At 66.0% G+C, this 14,136-nt stretch carries 14 protein-coding genes and 1 pseudogene; 7 read left to right on the top strand and 8 right to left on the bottom strand.

Going from position 1 to position 14,136, the window contains the following annotated elements:
* Nucleotides 1-21: 21 nt before the first annotated feature.
* Nucleotides 22-2,076 carry a glycine--tRNA ligase subunit beta gene (gene glyS / locus ACTJJX_RS13180; protein ID WP_003100271.1) on the bottom strand — a complete coding sequence of 685 codons (2,055 nt, stop codon included), beginning with the start codon at nt 2,074-2,076 and terminating at the stop codon, nt 22-24.
* Entirely contained in the window at nt 2,076-3,023 is a 948-nt protein-coding gene (glyQ, locus tag ACTJJX_RS13175; RefSeq protein WP_003097276.1) for a glycine--tRNA ligase subunit alpha, read from the bottom strand. Before glyQ ends, glyS begins: the two co-directional genes overlap by 1 nt.
* A gap of 104 nt (nt 3,024-3,127) precedes the next feature.
* On the opposite strand from glyQ, the gene ACTJJX_RS13170 reads away from it, so the two are divergent.
* From ACTJJX_RS13170 to ACTJJX_RS13155, 4 genes are all read left to right on the top strand, one after another.
* Nucleotides 3,128-3,679: a DNA-3-methyladenine glycosylase I gene (locus ACTJJX_RS13170; protein WP_003097280.1), complete on the top strand. Its 552-nt coding sequence runs from the start codon at nt 3,128-3,130 to the stop codon at nt 3,677-3,679.
* Between the two features lie 143 nt (nt 3,680-3,822).
* A complete protein-coding gene (locus ACTJJX_RS13165; protein ID WP_003097282.1) occupies nt 3,823-4,710 on the top strand; it encodes a lysophospholipid acyltransferase in 888 nt (295 codons plus the stop codon).
* Nucleotides 4,711-4,794: 84 nt separating this feature from the next.
* On the top strand, nt 4,795-5,061 hold the full coding sequence (locus ACTJJX_RS13160) for a PilZ domain-containing protein (protein ID WP_003100272.1): 267 nt from the start codon (nt 4,795-4,797) through the stop codon (nt 5,059-5,061).
* A 146-nt stretch (nt 5,062-5,207) separates the two neighbouring features.
* Entirely contained in the window at nt 5,208-5,861 is a 654-nt protein-coding gene (locus ACTJJX_RS13155) for a 7-cyano-7-deazaguanine/7-aminomethyl-7-deazaguanine transporter (protein WP_003097286.1), read from the top strand.
* Between the two features lie 65 nt (nt 5,862-5,926).
* Here ACTJJX_RS13155 and ACTJJX_RS13150 read toward each other — a convergent pair whose 3' ends face one another.
* From ACTJJX_RS13150 to def, 6 genes and pseudogenes are all read right to left on the bottom strand, one after another.
* Complete coding sequence (locus tag ACTJJX_RS13150; protein WP_003107049.1) at nt 5,927-6,199, bottom strand: hypothetical protein; 273 nt, start codon at nt 6,197-6,199, stop codon at nt 5,927-5,929.
* Between the two features lie 292 nt (nt 6,200-6,491).
* Nucleotides 6,492-6,809: a tetratricopeptide repeat protein gene (locus ACTJJX_RS13145; protein ID WP_003120685.1), complete on the bottom strand. Its 318-nt coding sequence runs from the start codon at nt 6,807-6,809 to the stop codon at nt 6,492-6,494.
* Nucleotides 6,810-6,957: 148 nt separating this feature from the next.
* Nucleotides 6,958-8,331 (bottom strand): Trk system potassium transporter TrkA, encoded by a 1,374-nt coding sequence (gene trkA, locus ACTJJX_RS13140; protein ID WP_003107053.1) that lies wholly within the window; start codon nt 8,329-8,331, stop codon nt 6,958-6,960.
* Between the two features lie 26 nt (nt 8,332-8,357).
* Entirely contained in the window at nt 8,358-9,662 is a 1,305-nt protein-coding gene (gene rsmB / locus ACTJJX_RS13135) for a 16S rRNA (cytosine(967)-C(5))-methyltransferase RsmB (RefSeq protein ID WP_003122291.1), read from the bottom strand.
* Nucleotides 9,659-10,592: pseudogene (fmt, locus tag ACTJJX_RS13130) on the bottom strand (methionyl-tRNA formyltransferase). The gene rsmB and the pseudogene fmt overlap by 4 nt, the downstream one beginning before the upstream one ends.
* 54 nt (nt 10,593-10,646) lie before the next feature.
* Nucleotides 10,647-11,153 carry a peptide deformylase gene (def, locus tag ACTJJX_RS13125; RefSeq protein WP_003107059.1) on the bottom strand — a complete coding sequence of 169 codons (507 nt, stop codon included), beginning with the start codon at nt 11,151-11,153 and terminating at the stop codon, nt 10,647-10,649.
* 138 nt (nt 11,154-11,291) lie between these two features.
* Between def and ACTJJX_RS13120 the strand changes: the two genes are divergently transcribed.
* The 3 genes from ACTJJX_RS13120 (at nt 11,292) to ACTJJX_RS13110 (ending at nt 14,129) form a co-directional block, all read left to right on the top strand.
* A complete protein-coding gene (locus ACTJJX_RS13120) occupies nt 11,292-12,317 on the top strand; it encodes a LysM peptidoglycan-binding domain-containing protein (RefSeq protein WP_003097294.1) in 1,026 nt (341 codons plus the stop codon).
* Nucleotides 12,318-12,451: 134 nt separating this feature from the next.
* Nucleotides 12,452-13,540 (top strand): DNA-processing protein DprA, encoded by a 1,089-nt coding sequence (gene dprA, locus ACTJJX_RS13115; RefSeq protein ID WP_003118479.1) that lies wholly within the window; start codon nt 12,452-12,454, stop codon nt 13,538-13,540.
* Between the two features lie 40 nt (nt 13,541-13,580).
* Nucleotides 13,581-14,129 carry an L-threonylcarbamoyladenylate synthase gene (locus ACTJJX_RS13110; RefSeq protein WP_440782008.1) on the top strand — a complete coding sequence of 183 codons (549 nt, stop codon included), beginning with the start codon at nt 13,581-13,583 and terminating at the stop codon, nt 14,127-14,129.
* Nucleotides 14,130-14,136 lie beyond the last annotated feature (7 nt).

The raw sequence follows: 14,136 nt of genomic DNA, 5'->3' as shown, positions 1-14,136 counted from the left end.
TTTCTTCGAGGCGGGACTGGCTCAGCCGAGCAGCGAGATGTCCGCCACCCCGAGGAACGACCCGCGCAGCTTGGCCAGCAGCGCATAGCGGTTGGCGCGCACCGCCGCGTCGTCGACATTGACCATCACATCGGCGAAGAACGTATCCACCGGCTCGCGCAAGGCCGCCAGGCGGGCCAGCGCGGCGCGATAGTCGCGTGCCGCTGCCAGCGGCGCGACTTCGCTTTCGGCGTTCGCCACGGCGCTGCCCAGGGCCTTCTCGGCGGCTTCCACCAGCAGGCTGGCATCCACGTTCGGCGGAACCTCGTCCTCGGACTTGGCGAGAATATTCGACACCCGTTTGTTCGCCGCGGCCAGGGCCTCGGCTTCAGGCAACTGGCGGAAGGCCTGGACGGCCTGTACGCGCTGGTCGAAGTCCAGCGGCGAGCTTGGCTTGAGCGCGCGCACCGACTGGTACACGGCCACGTCCACGCCTTCGTCCTCGTAGCGCGCGCGCAGGCGGTCGAACACGAAGTCCAGCACCTGCTCGGCCAGGCCGGCGGCCTTGACCTTGTCGCCGTATTGCTCGACGGCGGCGTTGACCGCGGCTACCAGGTCCAGGTCGAGCTGCTTCTCGATGAGGATGCGCAGCACGCCCAGCGCAGCGCGGCGCAGCGCGTAGGGGTCCTTGCTGCCGGTGGGAAGCATGCCGATGCCGAAGATACCGACCAGGGTATCGAGCTTGTCGGCCACCGCCACGGCGGCGCCGGTCAGGGTCGAGGGTAGCTCGGCGCCGGCGCCGCGCGGCATGTACTGCTCGTTGAGGGCCAGGGCGACGTCTTCCGCTTCGCCGCCGTGGGTGGCGTAGTAGTAGCCGGCGATGCCCTGCATTTCGGGGAACTCGCCGACCATCTCGGTCGCCAGGTCACACTTGGACAGGATGCCGGCGCGCGCGGCGTTCTGCGCATTGCCGCCTATACGTTCGGCGATGTAGGCGGCCAGGCCGGAGACGCGCTGGGCCTTCTCGAACACGGTGCCGAGCTGGGCCTGGAACACTACGTTGCGCAGGCGCTCATTGAAGCTTTCGAGCGGCTGCTTCTTGTCCTGCTTGAAGAAGAACTCGGCGTCGGTGAGGCGCGGGCGAACTACCTTCTCGTTACCGCTGACGATGTTCTCCGGCGCCTTGCTCTCGACGTTGGCGACGGTGATGAAGCGCGGCAGCAGCTTGCCGTTGGCGTCCAGCAGGCAGAAGTATTTCTGGTTGTCCTGCATGGTGGTGATCAGGGCTTCCTGCGGGACCTCGAGGAAGCGCTCCTCGAAGGAGCAGACCAGCGGCACCGGCCACTCGACCAGTGCAGTCACTTCGTCGAGCAGGCTCGGCGGCACGATGGCGCTGCCCTGTTGCTCGGCGGCCAGTTCGGCCACGCGCTTGGCGATCAGCTCGCGGCGCTCGGCGAAATCGGCCAGCACATGAGCGCCGCGCAGGTCTTCCAGATACGCTGCCGGGCTGGAAATACGCACATTGTCCGGATTGTGGAAGCGGTGGCCACGGGATTCGCGCCCGGCTTTCTGGGCGAGGATCTCGCACTCGACCACATCGTCGCCGAACAGCATCACCAGCCATTGGGTCGGACGCACGAACTCCTCGCGGCGAGCTGCCCAGCGCATCCGCTTGGGAATCGGCAGTTCGTTCAACGAGGCCTCGACGATGCCAGGCAGCAGGCCGGCGGCCGGTTGGCCGGCGATGGTCTGGCTGAAGCGCAGCTTCGGACCGCTCTTGTCGATCTGCTGCAGATCCACGCCGCACTTCTTGGCGAAGCCCAGGGCGGCCTGGGTCGGGTTACCGCTGGCGTCGAAGGCGGCCTGTAGCGGCGGACCGTCTAGGTTGACGGTACGGTCGGGCTGCTGCACGGCGAGTTGCTCGACCAGCACGGCGAGACGGCGCGGCGCCGCATAGAAACGCGCAGCGGCATAGCTCAGACCGGCAGCCTTGAGGCCCTTCTCGATACCGCTGAGGAAGGCTTCGCCGAGGCTGTTGAGGGCTTTTGGCGGCAGCTCTTCGGTGCCCAGTTCGACCAGGAAATCCTTGGCGCTCATCATTCGGCCTCCTTCAGCTTGGCCAGTACTTCGTCACGCAATTCGGGGGTGGCCATGGGGAAGCCGAGGCGCGCGCGGGCCTGCAGGTAGCTCTGCGCCACGGCGCGGGCCAGGGTACGCACGCGAAGGATGTAGCGCTGGCGCTCGGTGACCGAGATGGCGCGCCGCGCATCCAGCAGGTTGAAGGTATGCGAAGCCTTGAGGACCATCTCGTAGGTCGGCAACGGCAGCTCCAGCGCGATCAGGCGGTTGGCTTCGCTTTCGTAGAAGTCGAACAGTTCGAACAGCTTCGGCACGTTGGCGTGCTCGAAGTTGAAAGTGGATTGCTCCACCTCGTTCTGGTGGAACACGTCGCCATAGGTGACCTTGCCGAACGGGCCGTCGGTCCAGACCAGGTCGTAGACCGAGTCCACGCCCTGCAGGTACATGGCCAGGCGCTCCAGGCCGTAGGTGATCTCGCCGGTGACCGGATAGCACTCGATGCCGCCGACCTGCTGGAAGTAGGTGAACTGGGTGACTTCCATGCCGTTCAGCCAGATTTCCCAACCCAGGCCCCAGGCGCCGAGGGTCGGCGACTCCCAGTTGTCCTCGACGAAGCGGATGTCGTGGACCAGCGGGTCGATGCCGATGGCTTTCAGCGAGCCGAGGTACAGCTCCTGGAAGTTCTCCGGGTTCGGCTTCAGGACCACCTGAAACTGGTAGTAGTGCTGCAGGCGGTTGGGGTTCTCGCCGTAGCGACCGTCGGTGGGGCGGCGGCTCGGCTGGACGTAGGCGGCGTTCCAGGTCTCCGGGCCGATGGCGCGGAGGAAGGTGGCGGTGTGGAAGGTGCCGGCGCCCACTTCCATGTCGTAGGGCTGCAGCACCACGCAGCCCTGCTCGGCCCAGTAGTTCTGCAGGGCGAGAATCAGGTCTTGGAAGGTGCGCACGGCGGGCGTAGTCTGGCTCACGAAATTCACCTGTGCTGAGGCTTCGATACAAAACGCGGAAGTATACCCGATTCCCGCGCCGCCTCGCCCGTCCCCCCGATCCCTGGAAAACCACGGAAAGCCTTATGCCACGCTGCTTCTGGTGCAACGACGATCCCCTCTACATGGCCTACCACGATGAGGAGTGGGGTGTGCCGCAGCGCGATCCCGACGCGCTGTTCGAACTTCTGCTGCTGGAGGGCTTCCAGGCCGGGTTGTCCTGGATCACCGTGCTGAAGAAGCGCGAGCGCTACCGCGAGGTGCTGTTCGGCTTCGACGTGCAGCGGGTGGCACAGATGAGCGACGCGGAGATCGACGAACTGATGCTCGACCCCGGCATCATTCGCAATCGGGCCAAGCTCAACGCTGCGCGGCAGAACGCCCAGGCCTGGCTGGAGCTGGATGACCCGGCTGGGTTCCTCTGGTCCTTCGTCGGCGGCCAGCCGAAGATCAACCATTTCGCTGGTCGCGCCGAGGTGCCGGCGATTACCCCGGAAGCCGAGGCCATGAGCAAGGCGCTGCGCAAGGCCGGCTTCAACTTCGTCGGGCCGACCATCTGCTACGCCTTCATGCAGGCCAGCGGCATGGTCATGGACCATACCCAGGACTGCGACCGTTACGCCCAACTCGTCGGCTAGCCGGGCGCTCCCTGACGGATGCGTTCGGATGTTCCACGTGGAACATCGGCGCGCAGCATAGCTGGTCGCCCCGCTTCCTTGGCTGCCGCCCTCGCCTTCTTCCTGGCGTACAATGCGCGTTCGAGTCGAGCGAGGAGTGTTTCGTGGAGAAATTCAAAGGTGCCCTGGTGGTGGGGGCCCTACGCCTGTTCGCGTTATTGCCCTGGCGTGCCGTGCAAGGCGTCGGGGCCGGCATAGGCTGGCTGATGTGGAAATTGCCGAATCGATCCCGCGAGGTAGTGCGGATCAACCTGTCCAAGTGCTTCCCCGAGTTGTCTGAAACCGAACTGGAAAAGCTGGTCGGACAAAGCCTGATGGATATTGGCCGGACCCTCACCGAAAGTGCCTGCGCCTGGATCTGGCCGCCTGAAAAGTCGCTGAGATACATCCGCGAGGTCGAAGGCATGGAGGTGCTGGAGGAAGCGCTGGCTTCCGGCGATGGTCTGGTCGGCATTACCAGTCACCTGGGAAACTGGGAAGTACTCAACCACTTCTATTGTTCCTACGCCAAGCCGATCATCTTCTATCGTCCGCCCAAGCTGAAGGCAGTCGACGAATTGCTGAAGAAGCAACGCGTGCAATTGGGCAACCGCGTCGCACCTTCCACTCCGGAGGGTATCCTCAGCGTCATCAAGGAAGTGAAGAAAGGCGGTTGCGTAGGAATTCCCGCCGACCCCGAGCCCGCGCGTACCGCTGGGCTCTTCGTGCCTTACCTGGGCACCACTGCATTGATCAGCAAGTTCGTCCCGCAGTTGCTTTCACGCGGCAAGGCGCGTGGAGTGTTCTTCCATGCGGTGCGCCTGCCCGATGGTAGCGGTTACAAGGTGATCCTCGAAGCGGCTCCGGCGGACATGTACGACAAGGACCTGGAAGTGTCTGTAGCAGCCATGAGCCGCGAGTTGGCGAAGTATGTACGAGCCTATCCCAGCCAGTACATGTGGAGCATGAAACGCTTCAAGAACCGCCCGGATGGCGAGAAAAAATGGTACTGAGGAAAGGGCGTCGGAAGACGCCTTTTTCATATCCGGGTACTATGCTCAGCTCTGCCGCCTCCTCCGCAGGTCCCGAGGGACTCGATGGATAATCAACGACAATACCCACGAACCCCGCTCAAGTGCCGAATCCGTATCAGTCACCCGCTATTTGGCGAGCTGATGGCGCAGACACGCGACCTGTCCGACACCGGGGTCTATGTCAAACACCCGGAGCTGACCCAGCTCCCAACAGGCAGTGTCGTTACTGGCCAGGTACAGGACTTGCCGATCGACGCGCCGATCCTGCAGATGGAAGTCGTGCGAGTCGATGCGGAAGGCGTCGGCCTGCGCTTTCTCAGCGAAGCGTGAACGGTGGTGTTCCACGTGGAACCCCAGGCATGAGCCACTGATCACAGAGTGGGCGAAACCGCTGCCGGTTATCGGCTAGAATGCGCGCCGCTCGGCATGGTGCCGGGCATGGGTTCCCTCACCCCATCGCGCAAAAAGGACAGTACATGTCAGCCTCTTCTCCGGCGGCCTGGCGCGGCACCCTGGCCGGCCTGATCGCCTTCCACATCTTCATCATCATCGCCAGCAACTACCTGGTGCAGTTGCCGATCACCCTGTTTGGCTGGCACACCACCTGGGGCGCCTTCAGCTTTCCGTTCATCTTCCTGGCTACCGACCTCACCGTGCGCCTGCTGGGCAAGGGCCCTGCCCGGCTGGTCATCGCCCGGGTCATGATCCCGGCGTTGATCGCCTCCTACGTAGTCTCAGTGTTATTCCAGGAAGCGGCGTTCCGTGGTTTCTCTGCGCTGCTCGAGTTCAACACCTTCGTCGCCCGGATCTCCCTGGCAAGCTTCCTCGCCTATGTGCTCGGACAGATCCTCGATATCCAGGTATTCGACCGCCTCCGTCGTTCCCGGCACTGGTGGACCGCGCCAGTCGCCTCGACCATCCTCGGCAACCTGCTGGACACCTTCACCTTCTTCTTCGTGGCGTTCTGGCGTAGCGACAATCCGTTCATGGCGCAGCACTGGGTGGAAATCGCCACGGTGGACTACGGAGTGAAGCTGAGTATCAGTCTTCTACTGTTCGTGCCGCTCTACGGCATGCTACTCAACGGCATCCTGAAGATGCTGCCGGGGCGGCCGCAGAGCAACGCTTGAGGCTCATCGAGGCAATCTGGAGGAAGGGCGCAACAGGCCGTGATGACCGTTGCGCCCTTCTTCGTTCAGGAGGTGGTAGCCCGGTGCGCGGCCGTGAGCAGCGTCAGGGCATCGCCGCCGAGCGTGACCAGGATGTGCGCCACGCGCTGAATGGGAACGCCCTGCCCCGTCCGCACTTCGATCCTTTCCAAGGCATGGAGGAGGCCGAGGAGAGCCCTGAGGCGCTCCTGTACGGATTCGAGCATCTCATTGGCGGAGGCGTTCCGGTGAACGTAGAGAATCGCTTGCTCGTATGGGTATTCGACATAGGACGGGACTGAACGCTCTTGCTTCGACATGTTGGCTCCGGAAAAGTAGTTGAAGTCAGGTGTCGCGTTCGGGCTTGGACCGAAGCGATGAGTCGAAGCTAGAGGGCCGGCAGCGGTCGCTCAATGGGGTTGTGGGCGTTCGGGATGCAGGCTACATCGTTGACAGAAGTTGCCTACGGATGTGTGGATCAGGTCTTTGTAAAAGTGTCGTCGGGGCGTGCTCGAACCGTTCTGCCAGCGCTCGATGAGCACGCCCGACCCGTCTGCCGGAACTCCGGCCGGCGGGTGGCGAGAACGCGCTGCGCAAGCCTTGGCCGGACGCTCAGGTTCTCGCCCTGTCGAGCTTGCGCAGGAACACCGTCATTTCCTTTTCGGCCTGCTTGTCGCCATGCGTCGCGGCAGTTGCCAGGCCCTGCTCCCAGGCCTGCCGGGCGCCCGCGAGATCGCCGGCAGCCTGGCGCGCCTTGCCCAGCAGTTTCCAGCCGGCGGAATACTTCGGGTCCTGCTCTACGCAGCGCTGGAGGTGTTCCGCCGCGCGTTCGGCGTCGCCCGCGTCCAGGTAGCCCTTGCCCAGGCCGAAGCGCAGCAGCGCATTGTCCACGCCTTTGGCCAGCATCTTTTCCAGACCTTCGATCATCATCCTGCCCTCTTCCAACGATGTCGGCCATTGTGCCCGGCTCCGGCCAGGCTTTGCACGGAACAGGGGGATTCGGCCGTTGCGAAGGAGGCACGCGGCCCCTTGGTGTTCGTAGGCCGAAGCCCTATCGCCGTTCGCGATATGGCGTGCCTCAGAAGAACGTCAGGCCGGCCTGGAACAGTCGCTCGACGTCGCGGATGTATTTCTTGTCGACCAGGAACAGCAGCACGTGGTCGCCGCTCTCGATGCGGGTGTCGCCATGGGCGATCAGCACTTCCTCGTCGCGCACCAGCGCGCCGATGGTGGTGCCCGGCGGCAGCTTGATCTCGTTGATCGAGCGACCGATCACCTTGCTCGACTTGGCGTCGCCATGGGCTACCACTTCGATCGCTTCGGCTGCGCCGCGGCGCAGCGAGTGTACGCTCTCGATGTCGCCGCGGCGAACGTGGGCCAGCAGGGTGCCGATGGTCGCCAGTTGCGGGCTGATGGCGATGTCGATCTCGCCGCCTTGCACCAGGTCGACATAGGCAGGGTTGTTGATCAGGGTCATCACCTTGCTCGCGCCGAGCCGCTTGGCCAGCAGCGAGGACATGATGTTGGCCTCGTCGTCGTTGGTCAGGGCGAGGAACACGTCGGTCTCGCCGATGTTTTCCTCCAGCAGCAGGTCGCGGTCGGAAGCGCTGCCGTTGAGCACGATGGTGCTGTCCAGGGTATCCGAGAGGTGCCGGCAGCGCAGCGGGCTGCGCTCGATGATCTTTACCTGGTAGCGGCTCTCGATGGCCTCGGCCAGGCGCTCGCCGACATTGCCGCCGCCGGCGATGATGATCCGCTTGTAGCTGTCGTCGAGCCTGCGCATCTCGCCCATTACCGCGCGGATATGGGCCTTGGCGGCGATGAAGAAGACTTCGTCGTCGGCCTCGATCACCGTGTCGCCCTGGGGAATGATCGGCCGGTTGCGGCGGTAGATCGCGGCGACGCGGGTATCCACGTTCGGCATGTGCTCGCGCAGCTGGCGCAGCTCCTGCCCTACCAGAGGGCCGCCGTAGTAGGCCTTGATCCCGACCAACTGCGCCTTGCCCTCGGCGAAGTCGATGACTTGCAGCGCGCCGGGGTGTTCGATCAGGCGCTTGATGTAGTTGGTGACCACCTGCTCCGGGCTGATCAGCACGTCCACCGGGATCGCCTCGTTGTCGAACAGCCCGGTACGGGTCAGGTAGGCCGGCTCGCGGACGCGGGCGATCTTGGTCGGGGTGTTGAACAGGGTGTAGGCGACCTGGCAGGCGACCATGTTGGTCTCGTCGCTATTGGTCACCGCCACCAGCATGTCGGCGTCGTCGGCGCCGGCCTGGCGCAGCACCGTGGGGAACGAGGCCTTGCCTTGCACGGTGCGGATGTCGAGGCGGTCGCCGAGGTCGCGCAGGCGGTCGCCGTCGGTGTCGACCACGGTGATGTCGTTGGCTTCGCTGGCCAGGTGCTCGGCCAGTGTGCCGCCGACCTGGCCGGCACCGAGGATGATGATTTTCATGCAGGAAACGGCTCGTCAGGTTTCGATCAACGGGCGGATATCTTGATCAGCTTGGCATAGTAGAAGCCATCGTGGCCCTCCACCTGCGGCAGCAACTGGCGGCCGTGGGGCTGTTTCATGCCCCAGGGGCCGGGAAGGTCCAGTTCGCGGGCGCCGGGCGTGCGGGCGAGGAAGGCGGCGATGCTGTCGCTGTTTTCCGCCGGCATCACCGAACAGGTGGCGTAGAGCAGTACGCCACCGACTTCCAGGGTAGGCCACAGCGCGTCGAGCAATTCACCCTGCAGGTGCGCCAGGGCGGCGATGTCTTCCGGCTTGCGCGCCAGCTTGATGTCCGGGTGGCGGCGGATCACCCCGGTGGCCGAGCACGGCGCGTCGAGGAGGATGCGCTGGAACGGCTTGCCGTCCCACCACTCCCCGGTGGCCCTGGCGTCGGCGGCGACCAGGCTGGCTTGCAGGCCGAGCCGCTGGAGGTTTTCCCGGACCCTTACCAGGCGGCTCTCCTCGAGGTCGACGGCGACCACTTCGGCCAGTTCCGGCTGGGTTTCCAGCAGGTGGCAGGTCTTGCCGCCAGGCGCACAGCAGGCGTCGAGGACACGCTGGCCGGGCGCGCTTTCGAGCAGCTCGGCGGCCAGTTGCGCGGCTTCGTCCTGGACGCTGACGCGGCCCTCCGCGAAGCCCGGTAGTTCGCGCACGTCGCGCGGCGCGGCGAGCTGGATGCCGTCGCGGCTGTAGTCGCAGGCGCGGGCCTCGATTCCGGCTTCGGCGAGTTCGGCCAGGTAGGCATCGCGCTCGCCGTGGCGCCGATTGACCCGCAAGGTCATCGGCGGGTGTGCGTTGTTCGCTGCGCAGAGCGCGTCGAGCTGCTCCGGCCAGGCCTGCTTGAGCGCTTTCAGCAGCCAGCGCGGATGTCCCAGGCGCGCTGAGGGATCGCGGTCGACCTCGGCCAGCAGCGTCTCGCCTTCGCGCTGCGCGCGGCGCAGCACGGCGTTGAGCACGCCCTTGGCCCAGCCCTTCTTCAGCTTGTCGGCGCAGCCGACGGTCTCGCCGATCGCGGCGTGCGGCGGAATCCGCGTGTAGAGCAACTGGTAGAGGCCGATCAGCAGCAGGGCGTGGATATCGGTGTCGGCGGCCTTGAACGGCTTCTGCAACAGGCGCGCGGCCAGGGCCTGCAGGCGCGGTTGCCAGCGCGCCGCGCCGAAGGCCAGCTCCTGGGTCAGGCCGCGATCGCGCGGGGCGACCTTGTCCAGTTGCGGCGGCAACGCGCCAGACAGCGAGGCGCGTCCGGCGAGCACCGCGGCCAGCGCCTGGCAGGCGGCGAGACGCGGGTTCATTGGCCGAGCACCTGGCCGGCGGCGAATTGCTCGCGGCGGCTGTTGTAGAGGTCGGCGAAGGCCAGTGGCTTGCCGCCCGGCACTTGCAGGCGGGTCAGGCGCAGGGCGCCTTCGCCGCAGGCGACCAGCAGGCCGTCGCGGCTGGCCTCGAGGATGGTTCCGGGCGCCCCGCTGCCCTGCCCCAGGCTGGCGCCGAGGACTTTCAGCGGAGCATCGGCGAGGCTGGTGTGGCAGACCGGCCAGGGGGTGAAGGCGCGGACCTGGCGCTCCAGTTCGACGGCCGGACGGCTCCAGTCGAGGCGTGCCTCGTCCTTGTTCAGCTTGTGCGCGTAGGTGGCCAGGGCGTCGTCCTGGATCTCGCCATGCAGGGTGCCGGCGGCCAGGCCGGCGATGGCTTCGACCACCGCTTTCGGGCCGAGCGCGGCGAGCCGGTCGTGCAGGCTGCCGCCGGTGTCCGCGGCGGAAATCGGCGTGCTCACCTTGAGCAGCATCGGGCCGGTGTCGAGCCCTGCTTCCATCTGCATCACGGTGACGCCGCTCTCCGCGTCGCCGGCTTCCACCGCGCGCTGGATCGGCGNAGCGCGGCAGCAGCGAGGCGTGGCTGTTGATGCAGCCCAGGCGCGGGATATCGAGTACCGCCTGGGGCAGGATCAGGCCATAGGCGACCACCACCATCAGGTCCGCGCGCAGGGCCGCCAGCTCCGCCTGGGCCTCGGCATTACGCAGGCTCTGCGGCTGCATGACCGGCAGGCCATGCTCCAGGGCCAGGCTCTTCACCGCGCTGGGCATCAGTTTCTGCCCGCGGCCGGCCGGCCGGTCAGGCTGGGTGTAGACGGCGACGATCCGATGTGGGGTGTCGAGCAGGGCCTTGAGATGCTCGGCGGCGAATTCCGGGGTTCCGGCGAAGACGATGCGCAATGCTTGGCTCATGCGGGGCTCGCTAAAAGAAAAAGGCTTGCCGGGGCAAGCCTTTGGGGGATGGGGTCACGCCTGCTGTCGATGCTGCTTTTCCAGCTTCTTGCGGATGCGGTCGCGCTTGAGGGTGGACAGGTAGTCGACGAACAGCTTGCCGTTGAGGTGGTCGCATTCGTGCTGGATGCATACCGCCAGCAGGCCTTCGGCGACTTCCTCGAAGGGGTTGCCATCGCGGTCGAGGGCCTTGATCCGGACCTTCTGCGGTCGGTCCACGTTCTCGTAGAAGCCGGGTACCGACAGGCAGCCTTCCTGGTACTGGTCCATATCCTCGGTCAGCGGTTCGAACTCGGGGTTGATGAATACCCTCGGCTCGGACTTGTCTTCGCTGAGGTCCATGACCACGATGCGCTTGTGCACGTTCACCTGGGTCGCGGCGAGGCCGATGCCCGGGGCTTCGTACATGGTTTCGAACATGTCGTCGATCAGCTGGCGCACCGCGTCGTCGACCACCTCCACCGGTTTGGCGATGGTCCGCAGGCGCGGATCGGGGAATTCGAGAATGTTCAGGATGGCCATATGCGTTTGTGATGCACTTGTGGAATCGATTGAAAATCCGCTGCTAAGATGGCGCGCAGCTTGAAAACGGCTTCAGACCGCGATTCTCGCGGGCTTCGGGCGTTTCGCGTATGTCGACATGATAAAGGGATTCACTGCATGAGGAAATCACTAGTCGCCCTTCTGCTCCTTGCCGCGAGCGGTCTGGCGCAGGCCCAGGTCGACCTCAGGGAAGGGCATCCGGACCGCTACACGGTGGTCAGGGGCGATACCCTGTGGGACATCTCGGGGAAATTCCTCCGCCAGCCATGGAAGTGGCCGGAACTCTGGCACGCCAACCCGCAGATCCAGAATCCACATCTGATCTACCCCGGCGACACCCTCAGCCTGGTCTACGTCGATGGCCAGCCGCGCCTGGTGCTGAACCGTGGCGAATCGCGCGGGACCATCAAGCTGTCGCCGAAGATCCGCAGCACGCCGATCGCCGAGGCCATCCCGACCATCCCGCTGGACAAGATCAACAGCTTCCTGCTGGCCAACCGCATCGTCGATGACGAGAAGACCTTCACCAGTGCGCCGTACATCGTCGCCGGCAACGCCGAGCGGATCGTCAGCGGCACCGGCGACCGCATCTACGCTCGCGGCAAGTTCGCCGACGGCCAGCCGGCCTATGGCATCTTCCGCCAGGGCAAGGTCTACATCGATCCGAAGACCAAGGAAGTCCTCGGCATCAACGCCGACGACATCGGCGGCGGCGAGGTGGTGGCCACCGAAGGCGACGTCGCGACCCTGGCGCTGACCCGCACCACCCAGGAAGTGCGCCTGGGCGACCGCCTGTTCCCCACCGAGGAGCGTGCGGTGAATTCCACCTTCATGCCCGGCGAGCCGAGCCGCGAGGTGAAGGGCGAAATCATCGACGTACCGCGCGGCGTGACCCAGATCGGCCAGTTCGACGTGGTCACCCTGAACCGTGGCCAGCGCGACGGGCTGGCCGAGGGCAACGTGCTGGCGATCTACAAGGTCGGCGAGACGGTGCGCGACCGCGTTACCGGTGAGTCGGTGAAGATTCCCGACGAACGCGCCGGCCTGCTGATGGTGTTCCGTACCTACAAGAAGCTGAGCTACGCCCTGGTTCTGATGGCCAGCAGGCCGCTCTCGGTAACCGACAGGGTGCAGAATCCCTGACTCGAAACCCCCGCCTCGGCGGGGGTTTCGCGTTTCTGGGGGAAGGAAATTTCATACGACGGTTTCCAGGATGGAAGCCGGACCCTTCCCCTCTTCCTGTCAGCGATGGACCTGCCTGCTATGGATGAGTCGCGATGAAGAACCATTCTCCAGCCGAACTGGAAGCACGGCTGCGCCTGCATGGCCTGCCCGAACTGGGACCCATGCGCTTCCTGCGCTTGATCGAGGCCTTCGGTTCGGCCTCTTCCGCGCTTGCCGCGCCAGCCAGCGCCTGGCGCACCCTGGGAGTGCCTGCCGAGGCCGCCGCCGCGCGGCGCAGCCCGGCGGTGCGGGAAGCGGCGGGTGAAGCCCTGCGCTGGCTGGAAGGTCCGCGCAGGCACCTGCTGATGTGGGACGACCCGGGATACCCGGCACTGCTCGCCGAAGTCGCCGATGCCCCGCCGCTGCTGTACGTCGAAGGCGCTCCGGAGACTCTGGAACGGCCCCAACTGGCGATGGTCGGCAGCCGCCGCGCCAGCCCCGCCGGGCTGGGCACCGCCCGGAGCTTTGCGCGCAGCCTGGCGCAGGGCGGCTTCGCCATCACCAGCGGGCTGGCCCTGGGCATCGATGGCGCCGCCCACGAGGGCGCGCTGGAGGCTGGCGGCGCGACCGTGGCAGTCCTCGGCACCGGCCTGCGCAGGCTCTATCCGCGGCGCCACGAAGCGCTGGCGCGGCGCATCGTCGAGGGTGGCGGCGCGCTGGTTTCGGAGCTGCCGCTGGACAGCCCGCCGCTGCCGGCAAACTTTCCCCGGCGCAACCGCATCATCAGCGGACTCTCGCTGGGTGTGCTGGTGGTCGAGGCAAGTCCCGCCAGCGGCTCGCTGATCACCGCGCGGCTGGCGGCGGAACAGGGGCGCGAGGTGTACGCCATTCCGGGTTCCATCCACCATCCCGGCGCACGTGGCTGCCACCAGCTGATTCGCGATGGCGCGCTGCTGGTGGAAAGCGTCGGGCACGTGCTCGAAGCACTGCGCGGCTGGGCGCAGGCGGAGCCAGCGGAAGCGCCGGCGCAACCCCTGCCCCACCCTTTGCTGGCGCTGCTGCGCGCCGCGCCCTACACCAGCGAAGGCCTGGCCGCCGCCAGCGGCATGACGCTGCCCGATGTGCTGGCGACGCTCAGCGAACTGGAACTCGACGGCCGGGTCGCCTGCGAGGCCGGCACCTGGGTGCATCGCTCCGGCTGAAACCGTACACTTCGCGCACCCTGTCCGCTGGAGTGAGTCGATGATCAGCAGCTTTCGTGCGCAATGCGCCGCCCGGGTCGTCCGCGAGGGCGGCGTGATCGCCTATCCCACCGAGGCGGTATGGGGGCTCGGCTGCGACCCGTGGAACGAGGATGCGGTGTATCGCCTGCTGGCGCTGAAGGCGCGGCCGGTGGAAAAGGGCCTGATCGTGGTGGCGGCGAACATCCACCAGCTCGACTTCCTTCTCGAAGACCTGCCGGACGTCTGGCTGGACCGCCTGGCCGGTACCTGGCCGGGGCCGAACACCTGGCTGGTGCCGCACCAGGAGCGCCTGCCGGAGTGGGTCACCGGCGTCCACGAGAGCGTCGCCGTGCGGGTCACCGACCATCCCCTGGTACAGGAACTGTGCCATCTCACCGGTCCGCTGATCTCCACCTCGGCCAATCCGGCCGGGCGCCCGGCGGCGCGCACGCGGCTGCGGGTGGAGCAATACTTCCACGACGAGCTGGACGCTATCCTCGGCGGCGCCCNCCGCAACCCCAGCCTGATCCGCGACCTGGTGACCGGACAGGTCATCCGCCCGGCCTGAGTACGCG

The sequence above is a fragment of the Pseudomonas sp. 22490 genome, assembly GCF_052044465.1.
GTDB classification, from domain to species: Bacteria; Pseudomonadota; Gammaproteobacteria; order Pseudomonadales; family Pseudomonadaceae; genus Pseudomonas; species Pseudomonas aeruginosa.
The sequence above is the reverse complement of the archived record's forward strand: the minus strand, read 5'-3'. Positions and strand labels throughout refer to the sequence as shown.

Excerpts from the sequence above, each read along its gene's own strand:
- glyS (WP_003100271.1), bottom strand. The coding sequence starts at position 2,076 with ATGAGCGCCAAGGATTTCCTGGTCGAACTGGGCACCGAAGAGCTGCCG.
- ACTJJX_RS13170 (WP_003097280.1), top strand. The coding sequence starts at position 3,128 with ATGCCACGCTGCTTCTGGTGCAACGACGATCCCCTCTACATGGCCTAC.
- ACTJJX_RS13160 (WP_003100272.1), top strand. The coding sequence starts at position 4,795 with ATGGATAATCAACGACAATACCCACGAACCCCGCTCAAGTGCCGAATC.
- ACTJJX_RS13155 (WP_003097286.1), top strand. The coding sequence starts at position 5,208 with ATGTCAGCCTCTTCTCCGGCGGCCTGGCGCGGCACCCTGGCCGGCCTG.
- ACTJJX_RS13150 (WP_003107049.1), bottom strand. The coding sequence starts at position 6,199 with ATGTCGAAGCAAGAGCGTTCAGTCCCGTCCTATGTCGAATACCCATAC.
- ACTJJX_RS13145 (WP_003120685.1), bottom strand. The coding sequence starts at position 6,809 with ATGATGATCGAAGGTCTGGAAAAGATGCTGGCCAAAGGCGTGGACAAT.
- trkA (WP_003107053.1), bottom strand. The coding sequence starts at position 8,331 with ATGAAAATCATCATCCTCGGTGCCGGCCAGGTCGGCGGCACACTGGCC.
- rsmB (WP_003122291.1), bottom strand. The coding sequence starts at position 9,662 with ATGAACCCGCGTCTCGCCGCCTGCCAGGCGCTGGCCGCGGTGCTCGCC.
- def (WP_003107059.1), bottom strand. The coding sequence starts at position 11,153 with ATGGCCATCCTGAACATTCTCGAATTCCCCGATCCGCGCCTGCGGACC.
- ACTJJX_RS13120 (WP_003097294.1), top strand. The coding sequence starts at position 11,292 with ATGAGGAAATCACTAGTCGCCCTTCTGCTCCTTGCCGCGAGCGGTCTG.
- dprA (WP_003118479.1), top strand. The coding sequence starts at position 12,452 with ATGAAGAACCATTCTCCAGCCGAACTGGAAGCACGGCTGCGCCTGCAT.